This window comes from Burkholderia sp. Leaf177, assembly GCF_001424345.1.
Taxonomy (GTDB): domain Bacteria; phylum Pseudomonadota; class Gammaproteobacteria; order Burkholderiales; family Burkholderiaceae; genus Caballeronia.
Genome location: NZ_LMPF01000025.1, coordinates 120,367 through 135,311 on the forward strand (window position 1 = coordinate 120,367; position 14,945 = coordinate 135,311).

At 59.5% G+C, this 14,945-nt stretch carries 15 protein-coding genes; 10 read left to right on the top strand and 5 right to left on the bottom strand.

What is annotated here, in order from left to right; translation table 11 throughout:
- Positions 1 to 106 precede the first annotated feature (106 nt).
- From mnmH to ASG35_RS27195, 4 genes are all read left to right on the top strand, one after another.
- The gene (mnmH, locus tag ASG35_RS27180; protein WP_056366032.1) at positions 107 to 1,171 is read left to right on the top strand and encodes a tRNA 2-selenouridine(34) synthase MnmH; all 1,065 of its coding nucleotides are present in this window, start codon (positions 107 to 109) and stop codon (positions 1,169 to 1,171) included.
- Between the two features lie 31 nt (positions 1,172 to 1,202).
- Positions 1,203 to 2,258, top strand: a complete 1,056-nt coding sequence (locus tag ASG35_RS27185) for a permease (protein WP_056365016.1) — start codon at positions 1,203 to 1,205, stop codon at positions 2,256 to 2,258.
- 244 nt (positions 2,259 to 2,502) lie between these two features.
- A complete protein-coding gene (locus ASG35_RS27190; RefSeq protein ID WP_156393381.1) occupies positions 2,503 to 3,270 on the top strand; it encodes a hypothetical protein in 768 nt (255 codons plus the stop codon).
- Positions 3,267 to 3,665: a hypothetical protein gene (locus tag ASG35_RS27195; protein ID WP_056365022.1), complete on the top strand. Its 399-nt coding sequence runs from the start codon at positions 3,267 to 3,269 to the stop codon at positions 3,663 to 3,665. The genes ASG35_RS27190 and ASG35_RS27195 overlap by 4 nt, the downstream gene beginning before the upstream one ends.
- A 47-nt stretch (positions 3,666 to 3,712) precedes the next feature.
- Here ASG35_RS27195 and ASG35_RS31680 read toward each other — a convergent pair whose 3' ends face one another.
- The 3 genes from ASG35_RS31680 to ASG35_RS27205 are packed head-to-tail and all read right to left on the bottom strand — an operon-like array spanning position 3,713 to position 6,261.
- A complete protein-coding gene (locus tag ASG35_RS31680) occupies positions 3,713 to 3,868 on the bottom strand; it encodes a hypothetical protein (RefSeq protein WP_156393383.1) in 156 nt (51 codons plus the stop codon).
- On the bottom strand, positions 3,846 to 4,847 hold the full coding sequence (gene cydB, locus ASG35_RS27200) for a cytochrome d ubiquinol oxidase subunit II (RefSeq protein WP_056365025.1): 1,002 nt from the start codon (positions 4,845 to 4,847) through the stop codon (positions 3,846 to 3,848). The genes ASG35_RS31680 and cydB overlap by 23 nt, the downstream gene beginning before the upstream one ends.
- A 1-nt stretch (position 4,848) precedes the next feature.
- On the bottom strand, positions 4,849 to 6,261 hold the full coding sequence (locus ASG35_RS27205) for a cytochrome ubiquinol oxidase subunit I (RefSeq protein ID WP_056365027.1): 1,413 nt from the start codon (positions 6,259 to 6,261) through the stop codon (positions 4,849 to 4,851).
- A gap of 473 nt (positions 6,262 to 6,734) precedes the next feature.
- Here ASG35_RS27205 and ypfJ point away from each other — a divergent pair, with 473 nt between their 5' ends.
- From ypfJ to ASG35_RS27220, 3 genes are all read left to right on the top strand, one after another.
- Complete coding sequence (gene ypfJ, locus ASG35_RS27210) at positions 6,735 to 7,649, top strand: KPN_02809 family neutral zinc metallopeptidase (RefSeq protein ID WP_056365029.1); 915 nt, start codon at positions 6,735 to 6,737, stop codon at positions 7,647 to 7,649.
- 288 nt (positions 7,650 to 7,937) lie between these two features.
- Positions 7,938 to 8,951 carry a lipopolysaccharide heptosyltransferase I gene (gene waaC / locus ASG35_RS27215; protein ID WP_056365034.1) on the top strand — a complete coding sequence of 338 codons (1,014 nt, stop codon included), beginning with the start codon at positions 7,938 to 7,940 and terminating at the stop codon, positions 8,949 to 8,951.
- A gap of 96 nt (positions 8,952 to 9,047) precedes the next feature.
- Positions 9,048 to 9,971, top strand: coding sequence for a flagellar brake protein (locus tag ASG35_RS27220; protein ID WP_056365036.1), 924 nt, complete (start codon positions 9,048 to 9,050; stop codon positions 9,969 to 9,971).
- Positions 9,972 to 9,999: 28 nt separating this feature from the next.
- Here the strand turns inward: ASG35_RS27220 and ASG35_RS27225 are convergent, their stop codons facing one another.
- Positions 10,000 to 10,671, bottom strand: a complete 672-nt coding sequence (locus tag ASG35_RS27225; protein ID WP_056365039.1) for a DsbA family oxidoreductase — start codon at positions 10,669 to 10,671, stop codon at positions 10,000 to 10,002.
- A 294-nt stretch (positions 10,672 to 10,965) separates the two neighbouring features.
- Between ASG35_RS27225 and ASG35_RS27230 the strand changes: the two genes are divergently transcribed.
- The 3 genes from ASG35_RS27230 to ASG35_RS32000 all read left to right on the top strand — a co-directional run bounded on the left by ASG35_RS27230 (position 10,966) and on the right by ASG35_RS32000 (position 13,227).
- Positions 10,966 to 11,397: an OsmC family protein gene (locus ASG35_RS27230; protein WP_056365042.1), complete on the top strand. Its 432-nt coding sequence runs from the start codon at positions 10,966 to 10,968 to the stop codon at positions 11,395 to 11,397.
- Positions 11,398 to 11,848: 451 nt separating this feature from the next.
- Positions 11,849 to 12,934 (top strand): calcium:proton antiporter, encoded by a 1,086-nt coding sequence (locus ASG35_RS27235; protein WP_056365045.1) that lies wholly within the window; start codon positions 11,849 to 11,851, stop codon positions 12,932 to 12,934.
- 143 nt (positions 12,935 to 13,077) lie between these two features.
- Positions 13,078 to 13,227, top strand: coding sequence for a hypothetical protein (locus ASG35_RS32000; RefSeq protein ID WP_200945789.1), 150 nt, complete (start codon positions 13,078 to 13,080; stop codon positions 13,225 to 13,227).
- 91 nt (positions 13,228 to 13,318) lie between these two features.
- Here ASG35_RS32000 and ASG35_RS27240 read toward each other — a convergent pair whose 3' ends face one another.
- The gene (locus ASG35_RS27240) at positions 13,319 to 14,725 is read right to left on the bottom strand and encodes an NCS2 family permease (protein WP_056365048.1); all 1,407 of its coding nucleotides are present in this window, start codon (positions 14,723 to 14,725) and stop codon (positions 13,319 to 13,321) included.
- Between the last annotated feature and the right edge of the window lie 220 nt (positions 14,726 to 14,945).

A 14,945-nucleotide genomic window follows, 5' to 3' on the forward strand; every position in this document is an offset into this window, starting at 1 on the left:
CGACGTATCCGTGCACAGCCAAAAATGCCAACCGCCGCCAGCCGTCCATTTTTCCCCATGCGATAATTCGAAACCCTCCGATTTGTCCACTTTGCGGCGCCGCACCTTGAAAAACCTGCTTGTTCCGCTCGACCGGCTGGCCGATTTCGACGAAATCATCGACGTCCGCACACCGCTCGAATTCACCGATGACCACATTCCCGGCGCACTCAACGCGCCGGTGCTGAGCAACGAGGAACGCGTGTTGATCGGCACGATGTACAAGCAGGTTTCGCCGTTCCAGGCGGCGCGTGTCGGCGCGGCGATGGTCGCACGCAATATCGCGCAGTATCTCGATACGATCTTCGCCGACCGGCCGCGCAACTGGCGCCCGCTGATTTACTGCTGGCGCGGAGGGACGCGATCCGGTTCCATGACGACCATGTTCAACATGATCGGCTGGCAGGCGCGGCAGCTCGAAGGCGGTTACAAGACGTATCGCCGCGCGACTATCGCAACTCTCGAACACCTTCCGGCGGTGTTTCGGTATGTCGCGCTGACTGGTCCGACCGGCAGCGGCAAGACACGTTTGCTGCATGCGTTGCACGAAGCGGGTGCGCAGACGCTCGACCTGGAACAGCTTGCGGCGCATCGCGGTTCGCTGCTCGGCGCGTTGCCGGGCGAGGCGCAGCCATCGCAGAAATGGTTCGATACGCTGCTTGTCGGCGCGCTGCGTGGTTTCGATCCAGCGCGGCCGGTTTTTGTCGAAGCGGAGAGCCGGCGGATCGGATCGGTTGCGTTGCCGCTTGCGCTGGTGGAGACGTTTCATCGCGCGGATTGCGTGCAGGTCGAGGCGACCCGCGAGGACCGCGCGGCGTTCCTGCTGCATGACTACGCGCATCTTTTCCACGATCCCGAGTTGTTCAAGCAGCAGTTATCGAAGCTGATCGGCTTGCACAGCCGCGAGCGCGTGAACCGCTGGCATACGCTGATCGATGAAAACCGAGGTCCCGAACTCGCGCGCGAATTGATCGACCAGCACTACGATCCGGCCTATACACGTAGCAGCGGCGCGCATTTCACTGAATTGCCGCGCGCTGCACGCGTGCTGTTTCGCCCCAATGACGCCGATGTGATCGAGCAGGCGAGGGCGCTCCTCGTGCAACTCGAGACCTCCGCAAGTCCGGCGTGACACCTCATTTTTTCCAATAACCAAAACCACCATGCAATCCACTCTTCGACAACCCCGCGTAGCGCTCGGCTGGATCGTGTTCCTGCTGATCGCTGTCGTCGGCCTGTTCTACGTCAAATGGTTTCCGTACTACAACCGTGCATTCGTGGCGGCGAGCCAGCATTCCATCGGGAAATCGATCCTGATGGGTACCGCCGCGAGTGCGCCGGAGCCGTCGTGGAAAGCGGCTATTGACTACGCGTTTGCGTACGGCAAGGCGATCTGGCAAGCAATGGTGCTCGGTCTTTTGCTCGGCTCGGCGGTGCAGGCGCTGATTCCGCCGCAATGGGTCGCGCGGGCGCTCGGCAAAAGCGGCTTTGGCAGCGTGGTGAACGGCGGCTTGATGTCCTTGCCGGGCATGATGTGCACCTGCTGCGCGGCGCCCGTCGTCGCCGGTTTGCGTGCGCGGCAGGCCGCGCCAGGGGCGGCAATTGCGTTCTGGCTGGGCAATACCGTACTGAATCCGGCCACGCTGATTTTCATGGGTTTTGTGCTCGGCTGGCAATGGATGGGCTTGCGCCTCGCGCTCGGCGTGCTCATGGTGTTCGGGCTCGGATACGCCGTGAATCGCATGGTGACGCCGAAAGAAGCGGAAGCATCGCGCGGTGAAATGGCGAAGCTCGTGGCTGCCGAAGATCCAGGGACCGCGTTCACGCGCTGGGTCCGGATTCTTGGGCGCATGACTGTGCGGCTCGTGCCGGAATACATCGTTCTGGTGCTGGTGCTCGGGGCGGCGCGTGCGTGGTTGTTTCCGCACATTGGACCGAACATCGATAACAGCGTGCTGTGGATTGTCGGCCTTGCTATTGCCGGCACCTTGTTCGTGATTCCGACGGCTGGCGAAGTGCCGATCATTCAGGCAATGCTGTCGCTCGGCATGTCGGTGGGACCTGCTGGTGCGTTGCTGATGACCTTGCCGCCGATCAGCTTGCCGTCAGTGGCGATGCTGGGCCGCTCGTTTCCGCCGCGCGTGTTGACGGTGGTGGCGGTGGCGGTGGTTGGATTCGGGGTTCTGGCGGGATTGCTGGCGGTGGCGTTGGGGTTTTAAGAACGGTTCGGATGTTCGTTCTTGGTGTCTGCACAAAAAACCACAAAGTTATGTTTCCGATGCGACGGCCCGCAACCGACCGCCCATGGCGGGACTGCATGATCAGCAATTCGAAGTCGCAAAGATCCGGAAATCTATTGCGCCTTTCCAGCTAAAAAGGACTTGCTTCGCAGGTATGTTGGTATGGCATGCTTTCAGCTGGATTTCTCGCGGCACATGGTCCGCAAGACGAAGCTGGAAACCAATGAAAGCAATCGCTCGGCAAAAAAATGGCCTGCTGTTTGACGAAATTAATGCGCTTCAAGCAACAGGTCGGCACTACCTGGATTCGACGGCTATTAACCCGCTCGTTCGTAGGTGGCGTGCGCTCGGACACGAGATCGATGCATTGATGAAAGTCGACGCATGTTCGGCCTGGGAACTCGTCGGGGCCTGGAAGGGCCTTTCAGGTGACGTGGCTTCAACTGAAGAGGCGTTTGCAAACAGCGCCCGGCTTGGAAACTCAGGCACGAATCGTATCAACTGGATGGTTAATCGACTCAATCTCGGCTTGTTCAGCGCGGCGCAGGCTCTATACGCTGAAGTGGGAAAGGCCGAAGACGGATTTTTCACTGAGGTGCTGGAGGAAGGTTACTGTTCCGGTGCTATTCAACAAGCGGCGAAGTTTATTGAAAGGGCTGAGGAAATGCACATCAAAGGCAATATCAACCTGACGAACGAAATCATCAAAGCGAACGCCATCTTGAAAATCGCAGGCTTCTCGGACGCACGCATCGCTCAGCACCTTGACGTTGCTGGTACGGTTCTGCGGCGTCATCGAATTCGCCCTGACGGGGCGCTCCGTACTACTGCGGCCCCGAGTGATTTCAATGGTGTGACCTACGCGTTCAAAGTACCAGTCTCAGCGGAAAGCGCTTTCGATATGAATATAGAACTGGCCAAGGAAGAAGACCGGGCGGGTATCGACAAGCACATTGCGTTCGACGTTGTATTCGAGCCGCTGTCGTCATGAGTTCAAGTCCTCTCGAACTAGTCGATTGTGCTCTGAGCCTGCTGAGCGATGCCCGAAGCGAACCGCAGTACCGTACTGTATGCAGCCGTGCGTATTACGGCGCGTTTCACGCCGCGAACTCGTTTCATAACGCATTGCCGGCGCCCGGAACTGTCGGCGCCGCACGCGGGCGCCATGAGCAGCTTATCGCGCAGCTAGCCAATCCTACTTGCAGCAAGCGCAATGAAAAATACTTCGTTTCGCAGGCGCTGAGTAAAATCCTTCGGACCTTGATTGATGCGCGGGTACGGGCAGACTATCTTATCGATACGGACATTGATCTGGGTATGGCCGTGAGATCGTCCGAAAGCGCGCGCGTGATCATGCTCAAGACATCAGAATTCGCGGTGAACTAATCTGTTGATCTCCAGGCCGTTCCCACATTGAACGGCCTTTCATCGATTCAATGCGCCATCTGAATCAGCAGCTTGAACGGCAACGCCAGCAGCATTGCCCCTCCCACGCCCACGCACCACAGCGCGACAAACCACAGTGTTTTCTTGAGCGCAGAGCGCTTCTGCGTCTCAACGCGCGTTTCAGTGATAGTGATGTTCGCCATGGCGCACCTTGCCTCTGAAAACCCAGTATCCGAGCGTCGTATAAGCGATGATCACCGGCAAGATCACCGCCGCCCCAATCAATGTGAATTTCTGGCTCGAATGCGGCGCGGCGAGCTCCCACAGCGACACGCCGGGAAAAATCTCGTGCGGCGAAATGCTGAGAACGAGGCCGCTATAACCCAGCAGTACAAACGCAAGCGCCATCATGAACGGCCGCGTTTCGTGACGCGACAAAATAGAGCGACGCATCAGCCACGCGCACACAACAACCAGCAGCGGCACTGGAAGGAATCGATAAAACCACGCGGTATCGAACCAGCGCGATGCAATGCCGGCATCCTGCAGCGGCGTCCAGATACTGACGATGGCAATCGTTCCCAGCTGCAGGAGCGTCAGCGGCCACACGATCCTGTAGAACCGCCGTTGCAGATCGCCTTCGGTCTTGGCAATCAGCCAGCAGCACCCGAGCAACGCATACGTCACCACGAGCGCGAATCCGGTGAACATGCTGAACGGCGTGAACCACGTGAAGGCATCGCCGGAATAACGGCCATCGGCGACTGGAATGCCGTTGAGAAACGCGCCCAGCGCCACGCCCTGAAAGAACGTCGCCCCCGCCGATCCGCCAATGAACGCGAGATCCCACAGGTGCTTGGTGCGCGTCGCCTTGGAGCGGATTTCGAACGATACGCCGCGAAAGATCAGGCAGACCAGCATAAAGATCAGCGGCAGATAAAGGCCGGATAAAACGGTGGAATAGATCATCGGGAACGCGGCGAAAAGGCCCGCGCCACCGAGCACCAGCCACGTCTCGTTGCCGTCCCAGACCGGCGCGACCGTGTTCATCATCACGTCGCGGTCATGCTCGTCCGGGAAAAATGGAAACAGGATGCCTATGCCGAGATCGAACCCGTCGAGCACCACGTACATCAGCACGCCCAGCGCGATAATCGCGGCCCATGTCAGCGATAAATCCATCTCACGCTCCTTCGATTGAATGTGTCGCGACCGACATTGGACGGCGCGCGGTGTTGTTGTCATCGTCCATGCTGGGAGCGTGCGTGATCGTGCCCGGCAACGCCGGCCCGGCCTTGAGCAGCTTGAGCAGGTAATAGATGCCCGTGCCGAACACGAGCGTATAAACGATCACGAAGATCAGCAGCGTCGCGCCGACCTGCTGCGCGCTCACCGGCGACACCGCTTCCGACGTGCGCATCACCCCATACACCACCCACGGTTGCCGCCCGGCTTCGGTCGTGACCCAGCCGGCGAGCAGCGAAATGAAGCCGGTCGGCCCCATGAAAAGCACGAAACGCTGGAACAGTTTCGATTCAAACAGCTTGTTTTTCCGCCGCAGAAACCAGCCCGCGATGCTCATCAGGATCATCAACACCCCAAGCCCTGCCATGATCCGGAAGCTCCAGAACACAACCGTGGAGTTCGGCCGGTCTTCCTTCGGGAACGACTTCAATCCGCGAATTTCGCCGTCCCAGCTATGCGTCAAGATCACGCTGCCCAAGTGCGGAATCGATACCGCGTACTTCGTGGTTTCCGCTTCCATATCGGGAATGCCGAACAGGTTCAGCGCCGTGCCGCCTTTCTCGGTTTCCCACAAACCTTCAATAGCCGCAATCTTCGCCGGCTGATGTTCGCGCGTGTTGAGGCCGTGCATGTCGCCGACTATCGCCTGAACCGGCGTGAGCACGAGCAGGAGCCAGAGCGACATCGAGAACATTTTCTTGATCGCGGGATCGCGCCGGCCTTTCAGCAAGTGATAGGCGCCCGATGCTGCAACCACGAGTCCGGCGACCACGAACGCCGCGATAGCCATATGCGCCAGCCGGTAAGGAAACGACGGATTGAAGATGATCTGAAACCAGCTGACCGGCACGACGTGATCGCCTTCAATGCGAAATCCTTGCGGCGTCTGCATCCAGCTATTCGATGCCAGGATCCAGAACGTCGAGATCAGCGTGCCGATAGCGACCATCAGCGTGGCGCCGAAATGCGCTTTCGGCCCGACCTTGTTCCAGCCGAACAGCATGATGCCGAGGAATCCCGCTTCGAGGAAAAACGCGGTCATCACTTCGTACGCGAGCAGCGGCCCCGTGATCGGACCGGCGAAGCTCGAGAAACCGCCCCAGTTGGTGCCGAATTCGTAGGCCATCACAACGCCCGAGACCACGCCCATTGCAAAAGCGACTGCGAATACCTTCGACCAGAACAGGCACAACTCCTTGTAGACCGGCTTGCCGGTTTTGAGCCACGCACCTTCGAGCACGGCGATAAAGCTTGCCAGCCCGATACTCAACGCCGGAAAAACGATGTGAAATGAAACGGTGAAGGCGAACTGGATACGCGCCAGGTCGAGCGCTTGTTGAGTGGCATGCATGGCAGGTCGTGCGGCCATCGCGGGCGCACTCTATCGAGCTCGCAGGCGGGCGCTGGTTGGTTGGATTGGGTACGTCGGAAGTGACTGTAAGTCAGATTTTGAAATGTTTGCTGCGATGCGGCAGGCACAAGGGAATGTGCGCAAATGCCGCAATGTCGGACAAAATTCGTCGATAAATTGCGCTTTATCAAATACTTGCTTGCCGCCAAGGAGTAGAGAATGCGAACGCTTCCAGCGAAATTTACGCGACAATCGACCGCACTGCGTCAATCGGGCGCTTGCCTTCCGGAAGTGCGTTTTACGAGCGTTCATCGGACGAAAAGCGTGCGATGTTTTACACCTCCATTCACGATTGCCATGGCGCCACGAGTACCATGGCGTGATCGTGGCGGGCCCGCGTTGTGCTCGGTGCATTGCTCGGCAGCAAAGCCGCAAATTGGATACGAATCGAACAAGCCAGGGGAGAAAAAATCATGCGTCTGGACGACGAAAGAGAAAGCCAGAATGTCGAAGACCGGCGCGGTTCCGGAGGAGGCGGGGGCGGGGGATTTCGCATAGGCGGCGGTTCGATAGGGATCGGTTCTATCGTCATTGCGCTTGCGGCATCGTATTTCTTCGGCATCAATCCAATGGTCGTGCTGAACCTGTTGTCAGGTGGTTCGGGCGGATCGAGCTCTTCTTATACACAGCAACAACAGCGTCCCGCGGACTCGAGCGGTCAACCGCAACCTCCTGCAAGCGACGCGGGCGCGGTGTTTGTCCGGCGCGTTCTCGGCAACACCGAGCGCACCTGGCAGCAAATCTTCCGCACGCAATTCAATCAGGATTATCCGGCGCCCAAGCTCGTGCTGTTCAGCGGCGGCACGGCGACCGCGTGCGGCACCGGCCAATCCGCCATGGGACCGTTCTATTGCCCGAACGATCGCAGCGTGTATATCGATTTATCGTTTTACAAGGAGTTGCGCGACCGTTTCGGCGCAAGCGGCGACTTTGCGCAAGCGTATGTGATTGCCCACGAGGTCGGGCATCACGTTCAGAACGTGCTCGGCATCATGACAAAAGTCGATAACGCCCGCCGTCGTATGTCGCCGGCGCAGGCAAATCAGTTGTCGGTGCGCGTCGAGTTGCAGGCCGATTGCTTCGCCGGCGTCTGGGCAAACGTGGCGCAGAAGAACAACGCGAAGCTGATCGAGCCCGGCGATTTCCAGCAAGGGCTGAATGCTGCGGGCGCTATCGGCGATGACCGATTGCAAAAGGAAACGCAGGGGCGCGTGGTCCCGGAAGCGTTCACGCATGGCACGAGCGCGCAGCGTCAGCGCTGGCTGAACAGAGGGCTCGCGACGGGCGATCTCGGGCAATGCGATACCTTTGGCGCCCAGTCGTTGTGAGGGTCATGACGCTTCTGTGAAAAGCGGGTAGAGAAAACCGCTATTTCGACGGATAATTCTGCCCAACCGTGTTACAGCGGTTGCGTTCGCGCGCATTCAGCGCGTCCATGCGACAGTTTGTACAATCTTGTCGTTCATAACAGATCGCCGCCGGGCCGCCTTTAATCCGCTGAGTTTTCCGCAGAAAGCGCGCCGGTCAGGCGAGTCAGCTTCCGGCAGCCTCGTCCGTGCGTGCATACCGTACATGGACTCGCTCGCCGGACGAATAAAAGGTCCCCACGCATTCCCATGAAGCGAATCCTGATTGTCAAAGTGACGTCATTGGGCGATATCGTAGAGACGCAACCTGTGGTCTCCGATCTTCGCCGCGCATTTCCATCGGCCACGATCGACTGGGCCGCCGACGCAGCGTTCGCCGATATCATCCGCTGGAATCCCGCCGTGGATCGCGTCCTGTGCGCGCCGCTGCGCAAGTTCAAGAAAGCTCGCAGCTGGGCCGATCTCAAGGAAATCGCGGCGTCCATCGGCGAATTGCGGGCCGAGAAATACGACGTCGTGCTCGATATTCACGGCGTGTACAAGAGCGCGATCATCGCTTTCCTGGCACGTGGGCGCCGTCGTTACGGGTACAAAAACAAGGATCTTGGCGAGCTTGGAGCAGCGTTTGCGTACAACGCGCGCTTCGGACCGCGCCCGCGCACCGACGCCTGGCGCGGCATGCGCGTGAGCGTTGCGGACGCACTGGGTTATACCTTCGACGAAACTCCGGACTTCAACTTGCGTTTGCCGCCCTCGGGGACGGCATCGGCACTGCCTGAGGGCGCGCCCGTCGCCATGCTCTTCCACGCGACTTCCGCCGATGAAAAAAAATGGCCGATCGACCGCTGGGCCGAAACCGGACGATGGCTCACCGCACGCGGCTACCGGATCGCGCTGCCTTGGGGCACGGAAGGCGAGCGCAAGGAAGGCGAGCAGATTGCGGCGCTCGTGCCGGGCGCGGTTGTCCTGCCCAAGCTGAGCGTGACTGAATGCGCGCATTGCATCGATGAATCGGCGATTGTCGTAGGCATGGATACCGGACTGGTCCATTTGGCGCACGCGCTCGGCCGGCCCACGGTCATGATTTTCACCGCGACGTCGCGCGAGCATTTTGGTATTGCCGCGCCGGGGCGTTCGGTATCGGTCGGCGACCATTTCGCGCCGCCCGATGTTCCCGCCGTTTTGAGCGCGATAGAAAGCATAATGCCAGGAACGCAGCGATCATCGGCAAGCCCGGTCACCGCCGGCCAGGCAAGCGCGTAGCGCGAGGCACTTGACGCGGCCGCGGACACATTAGACGATTAGCGCTTACGAGTGCCTCTAATCGATCTAAGCGATCCCAATCGATCCCAAGCGACCATGTCCGAAGAAGAATCCATTACGTTGGATCAATCGTCAGCGATCCGTCTGGCACTGTCGGACGTTCCTCTCGGCGAGCCGCTTGCCTGGCCGATCGTCTCGGCCGATGGCGCGTTGCTCCTCAACGCCGGCGCGATCATCGCAGGGGCCGCCGAGCGCGCTTTTCTCTTTGCACATTTCGAGCCGCACAGACTCGAGGATTCAGCTCAATCTCTCACGCGTGCAGCGCCAGCGCTTGAATCGTCCTCTTCGGGCGCGGAGCTTCTAACGCTCGAAACCATTGGATTGAAGATCGGCGCGCGGCTTGGCCTGCGCGGATCGGCGGCCTCCGCCATGTATTCCAGCCGCGTTATCGGGTTTTCGACGCCGGGACCGCAACGCACGCGCGCCGTCTTCATCACGCAACCTGTGATGGCCGGGCACGAGCCGCTGGCTTTGAGCCATGGAGAACGAGTCGAACTCGTCGCGCTCGGTACGCGAGCAGTGTTCCAGTTTGCGTGCACCGTCGATGCCGTTTGCCGCGAGCCGTTCAGCTATCTGATCTTGTCGGAACCAGGCGCGATTCGTCGATTGCGGGCGCGTAGATTCGTGCGGATGGTCACGCGCCTGCCGGCGCATTTTTCCGCGATCGACTCCGGGCAGAACGATGTACCCACCAACCAGCTTGGCCTGATCCGCGATATCAGTCCCTTCGGCATGTCGCTCGCGGTCCCCGAAGCGCAAGCGAAGCTCGGCGACCGGCTGCGGTTATCGTTCCGTTTCAATACAGACGATACCGATGTCGATATCGATTGCCACGCCATCGTGCGGCACGTTCATAACGCCGATGCGCGCAGCCCGGATGCCGTGTATGGACTCGAGTTCGAGACGCTCGAACCTTCGCAGCGCATCGCGCTGAAGTCGTTCATGGCGGAGCAGATCTAAGCCGTCCGCGCCCGAGCCGCCGTTGCGGTTACGGCAAGTTGCCGCCGCTTGCCCCCGGAGGAAAACCATCGGGGAAAAGGCGATCGACCGCTGCCTGAAAATGCTCGATCGGCGCCGCGCCGCGCAACGCGATGGGCGGCGGCGGTTCCTGGTCGCCCACGCCGTCGCGCGACAACACCACGAACGGCACGCCCGTCACGCCGAGCTTCTTCGCGAATTCTTCGTCCTCGATCACCGCGTCCGTGAGTTCGTCGCCGAGAAGCACTTCTTCCAGCGATTCCGGATCGATTCCACAAGTCGCCGCGATGTCTAGAAGCGCATCGGTGTCGCCAATATCGATGCCATCCTCGAAAAACGCCTTGAAGATCGCGCGATGCACGACGTCGAAGCGCCCCGACTCGCGTGCGGAAAACGCGGTCTCGAATGCCTTGCGGCTGCGCGGCTGAACCGGCGGAAGGCGCATCAAAAGACCACGATCGGTTGCCATCGGGTAGACCGAGGTTTCCCAACTCTGATGCAGAAGATCGCTATCGGGATCGAGCGGCGGCGTGGGTTCCGGGCGCAACTCGAACGCATGCCAGCGGACTTCGACGGCATCGCCATAAGCGTTCTGGAACTGGTCGATGACCGGCAATTCCAGATAGCAGAAGGGGCACACATAGTCAGACCATACGTCGAGGTATAGCGTGGGGCTTGTCATATAAGACTCGATGAAAATTCGTGCGAAATTTTACCGCGCATTCGGCTTTGTCTCAGATGCCGCGAGAGCCCGCTTGCGCCGTGCGCGTCGGCGGATTGCAGGTCCGTTCATTCGCCTGACATGACGTGCTGCTCGAATATCAGCCAACCTGCCCGGTGAGGTTTCGGGCATCCTGTGTGCTTGTCTCAATCCGATGGCACGCCAAGCCGGCCTCGTTCAAACGCGGCTTTGCGGTCGAATCCTTGCTGCGGCGGTACTGCGCGGCGATCCACCCTGACTTACTGGAGAACACTCGTGCAAAAGACAGCATCGGCAAAATGGAGTGGCGGCATCAAGGACGGTAAAGGCTACATTTCGACGCAAACCGGTGTACTGAAAGACGCGCCCTATGGCTTTGCCGCACGCTTCGAAGGCGGCCCGGGCACGAACCCCGAAGAACTGATCGGCGCGGCGCATTCGGGCTGTTTCACGATGGCCTTGTCCCTGCAGCTCACGCAGGCCGGCCTCACGGCAGAAAGCATCGAAACGAAGTCTACCGTGACGCTCGACAAAGACGGCGAAGGTTTCTCGATCACGGCGTGCCATCTCGACGTCAAGGCCAAGGTTCCCGGCGCCGACAAAGCCACCTTCGAAAAGCTCGCGAACGCTGCCAAGGAAGGTTGCCCGGTATCGAAACTTTTCGCTGGCAACGCGAAGATCACGCTGAATTCGGAATTCATCGAATAAGTTCGTTTAAACTGGGACTGACAAGAAGCGCGACTCATGAACTGGTCGCGCTTTTTTATCGTTATCGATTCAGCCGATACCGCTTCGACGCTTGACCATCAAAAATGACAGTTCGCGCTTCTCGCTGAGAGAAGGAAACACGCAGAGTTGTCCACAGATTTTGTGGACAGCCGTGTGGACAACATGCGCATGCACTCGGCAACCTGATGACGCATAACGGTTTGTGGTTGTCCGGCGTTTCGCGAGCAGCAGCGCCCACGTTCCCGCTCACGCACCTGAGCATTTTTCCCGCAAGTGTTTATTCCGATTATTTTGATGAGGAATCTGTAGTCTGAAGGCTCTTCCGGCAATCAAGCCCGGCCTGGTGACGTGATCGTCCAACGCATTACGTACAAGACTCGCCGGCCGGCTTTTGCCATTCATCTACCTGCATTACCGCCCTGGAGCATCGATGAAATTCAAGCTGGACTGGACGGGCATCGCGCCATTTGCCGCACTTGTCATCCTGGGATTGACGATCGCCATTCCCAATGGATGGATCTTCGGCTTGGCCGCCATTGCGCTCGCGGCGGCCGTTTTCGCCGCCGTGCATCACGCGGAAGTGGTGGCGCATCGGGTGGGCGAACCGTTCGGGACGTTGGTTCTGGCAATCGCGGTGACGGTTATTGAAGTGGCGCTGATCGTCTCCGTGATGCTCACGGGCGGTCCGGAAAAAGCGGCGCTTGCCCGCGATACCGTGTTCGCGGCAGCCATGATCTGCTGCAACGGAATTGTCGGCATCTGCTTGCTGATCGGCGGCATGCGCCATCATGAACAGAACTTCCAGCTAAGCGGCGCGAGCGCGGCGCTCGCCATTCTTTGCGCGTTGTCGGTCTTGACCATGGTGCTGCCGAATTTCACGAGCACGGTCATCGGGCCGGGATTGTCGACGTCGCAACTCGTGTTTGTCGGGGTTACGTCGCTCGTGCTGTACATCGTTTTTGTGTTTATCCAGACCGTGCGGCATCGCGACTATTTCCTGCCGCCGGTTCCCGCGCTCGATCCAAATCGCCCCGACGACGTCCACGCGCCGCTGCCGACAAATGGCTACGCGCTGGCATCGGGTGGATTTCTGCTGCTTTCGCTGGTGGCGGTGGTCGGTCTTGCCAAGGTCCTTTCTCCGACGGTCGAGGCAGGCGTTGCAAGCGCCGGCGCGCCGGAGGCGGTAGTGGGCGTTGTGATTGCGGCGCTTGTCCTGTTGCCCGAAGGTGTGGCCGCGTTTCGTGCCGCGCGCCTGAACCGGCTTCAAACGAGTTTGAATCTTGCGCTGGGATCAGCGTTGGCGAGTATCGGCTTGACGATCCCGACGGTTGCAATCGTCTCGATTGCCATCAGCCAGCCAATTTCGCTTGGACTAGGTCCTAAAGAGATTGTGTTGCTTGCGCTGACCTTGCTGGTAAGCGTTCTGACGCTGGGCACCGGCCGCTCTACGGTGTTGCAGGGCGTGGTCCACCTGGTGATCTTCGCGACGTTCCTGTTTCTCTCGATCGTGCCGTGAGAGAGGCTCGGGTCGTGATCGAAGCGTTGCATCGACACGACCCTCACGTGCTTTTTCTCAAACATTTTTGCAATGCAGCACCAAATGCGTATAATTAAGGGTATTCCCTAAGGGTAATTACCCTAACTACGCTGAGGTGCTTTATGAAAACCGCCGCTCAAGGTTCTGCTGTCGTTTCGTTTGGTTCATGGTTCCGCAAGGCGAAAGCCGTCATTCGTCGCGAATCGATCCGTGCTTTAAACTTGCATCTGCAAAATTGCGCTGTGATGGCAGAAGCATATCGCCGAAAGTAAATCGGCCTGGCTGGATTGTTTGGTTGGATCGGCGCGTCGATTGAGCAGCTTTCGCTCTCGCACGCCGATTCGCAGCCAGATTAGCCGAGCTTCAGATTGCCCAGCCGCCGAGATAAAACGCGGCGAGAACAGCTGCAATCACGACCGTACCTACATTCAGCTTCCGGTGTTCGCCCGCAATAACACGCCCGACCACGAGCGTGCAGAAGCCGAGCATGATGCCGGTGACAATATTCGCCGACAGTACAATAAACACCGCGCAAACCAGGCCTGACATGGCGTCGACGAGGTCGTCCATGTGGAGTTTGCTCACGCTCGAAAGCATCAGCAAACCTACGTACATCAACGCCGGCGCGGTTGCGTACGAAGGCACGAGGCCCGCGATTGGCGAGAAGAACATCACCGCAAGGAACAGCGCGCCCACGGTCGCGGCTGCCAGGCCCGACTTTGCTCCCGCGGCAACGCCCACCGTCGATTCAATGTAAGCCGCTGCCGGCGCACCGCCCAGGCACGCGGCCACGATCGAGCTGACCGAATCCGCTGTCAACGCGCGTCCGCCGTTCACAATGCGGCCGTTTTCATCGATTTGACCCGCCTGACCCGCAACCGCGCGAATGGTGCCGGTGGCATCGAATACCGCCGTCATCACGAGTGCAAGCACGCTAGGCAGCACGGCCAGTGACAACGCGCCGCGAATATCCATCGCGCCAATCAACGAAGCGTGCCCCGGCGCGCTCAGCGACGGCAACGCAAAGACGCCCGTGTAATGAACGGCGGGATCGAAGGCGAGACCCAACGCGGACAACCCGATCACCACGATCAAAATACCGCCCGGCACGCGACGCCGTTCCAGCCCGAGAATTGCGGCCAGCCCGAAGATGGACATCAGCACCGGAAACGCGGTGATATGGCCGAGCGATACGGGCATTCCCGCGCCCGGGTTCTTCACGATCAGGCCAACGTCGTTCGACGCAATCAGCAGCAAAAACAAGCCAATCCCGATTCCTGTCCCGTGCGCGACACCTGCCGGCAGATTGCGCAGAATCCACGAGCGCACGCCGGTCACGGAGATCGCCGTGAAAGTGACGCCCATCAGAAACACGGCGCCAAGCGCCACGGATGGCGAAAGCCCTTTGCCGAGCACGAGCCCGAATGCGGTGAAGGCGGTCAGCGAGATCGCGCAGCCAATCGCAATGGGCAATCTCGCCCAGACGCCCATCAGCAACGAGCCAAATGCGGTCGTCAGGCAGACCGCGACGAACACGGCGCGGGTATCGAATCCGGCTTTCCCGAGCATCGCGGGGACCACGAATACGGAGTAAACCATCGCGAGAAACGTGGTGATGCCGGCGATCACCTCGCGCCGCTGAGTGCTGCCGCGTGCGCTGATCTGGAAATAGCGGTCGATCGCGCCGCCTTGAGTTTTGCCCTGGGTGGACGCGGATTCGTCCTTTTGTATATCGATGCCGCGAAGCGGCTGGGCGTGGGGTTCCATCATGAGCTGTTCTCCTTTATCAGCATGCTGAAACGGGCCGGGAACAAGCCGGTGAGCCGTCTTCAGGGTCGTCTCGAAAAGTCGTATTTTTTAGTGGTGGCCAGATGCGGTGCGCTGGACTGGGCCAGGACAGAGACTAGGCGAACATCACGCCGCATCCAATCTCAAAAATGGGATTCCAGTCATGCCGCGATCCTTATAAGCGTGAATTCAGGGACTTCCC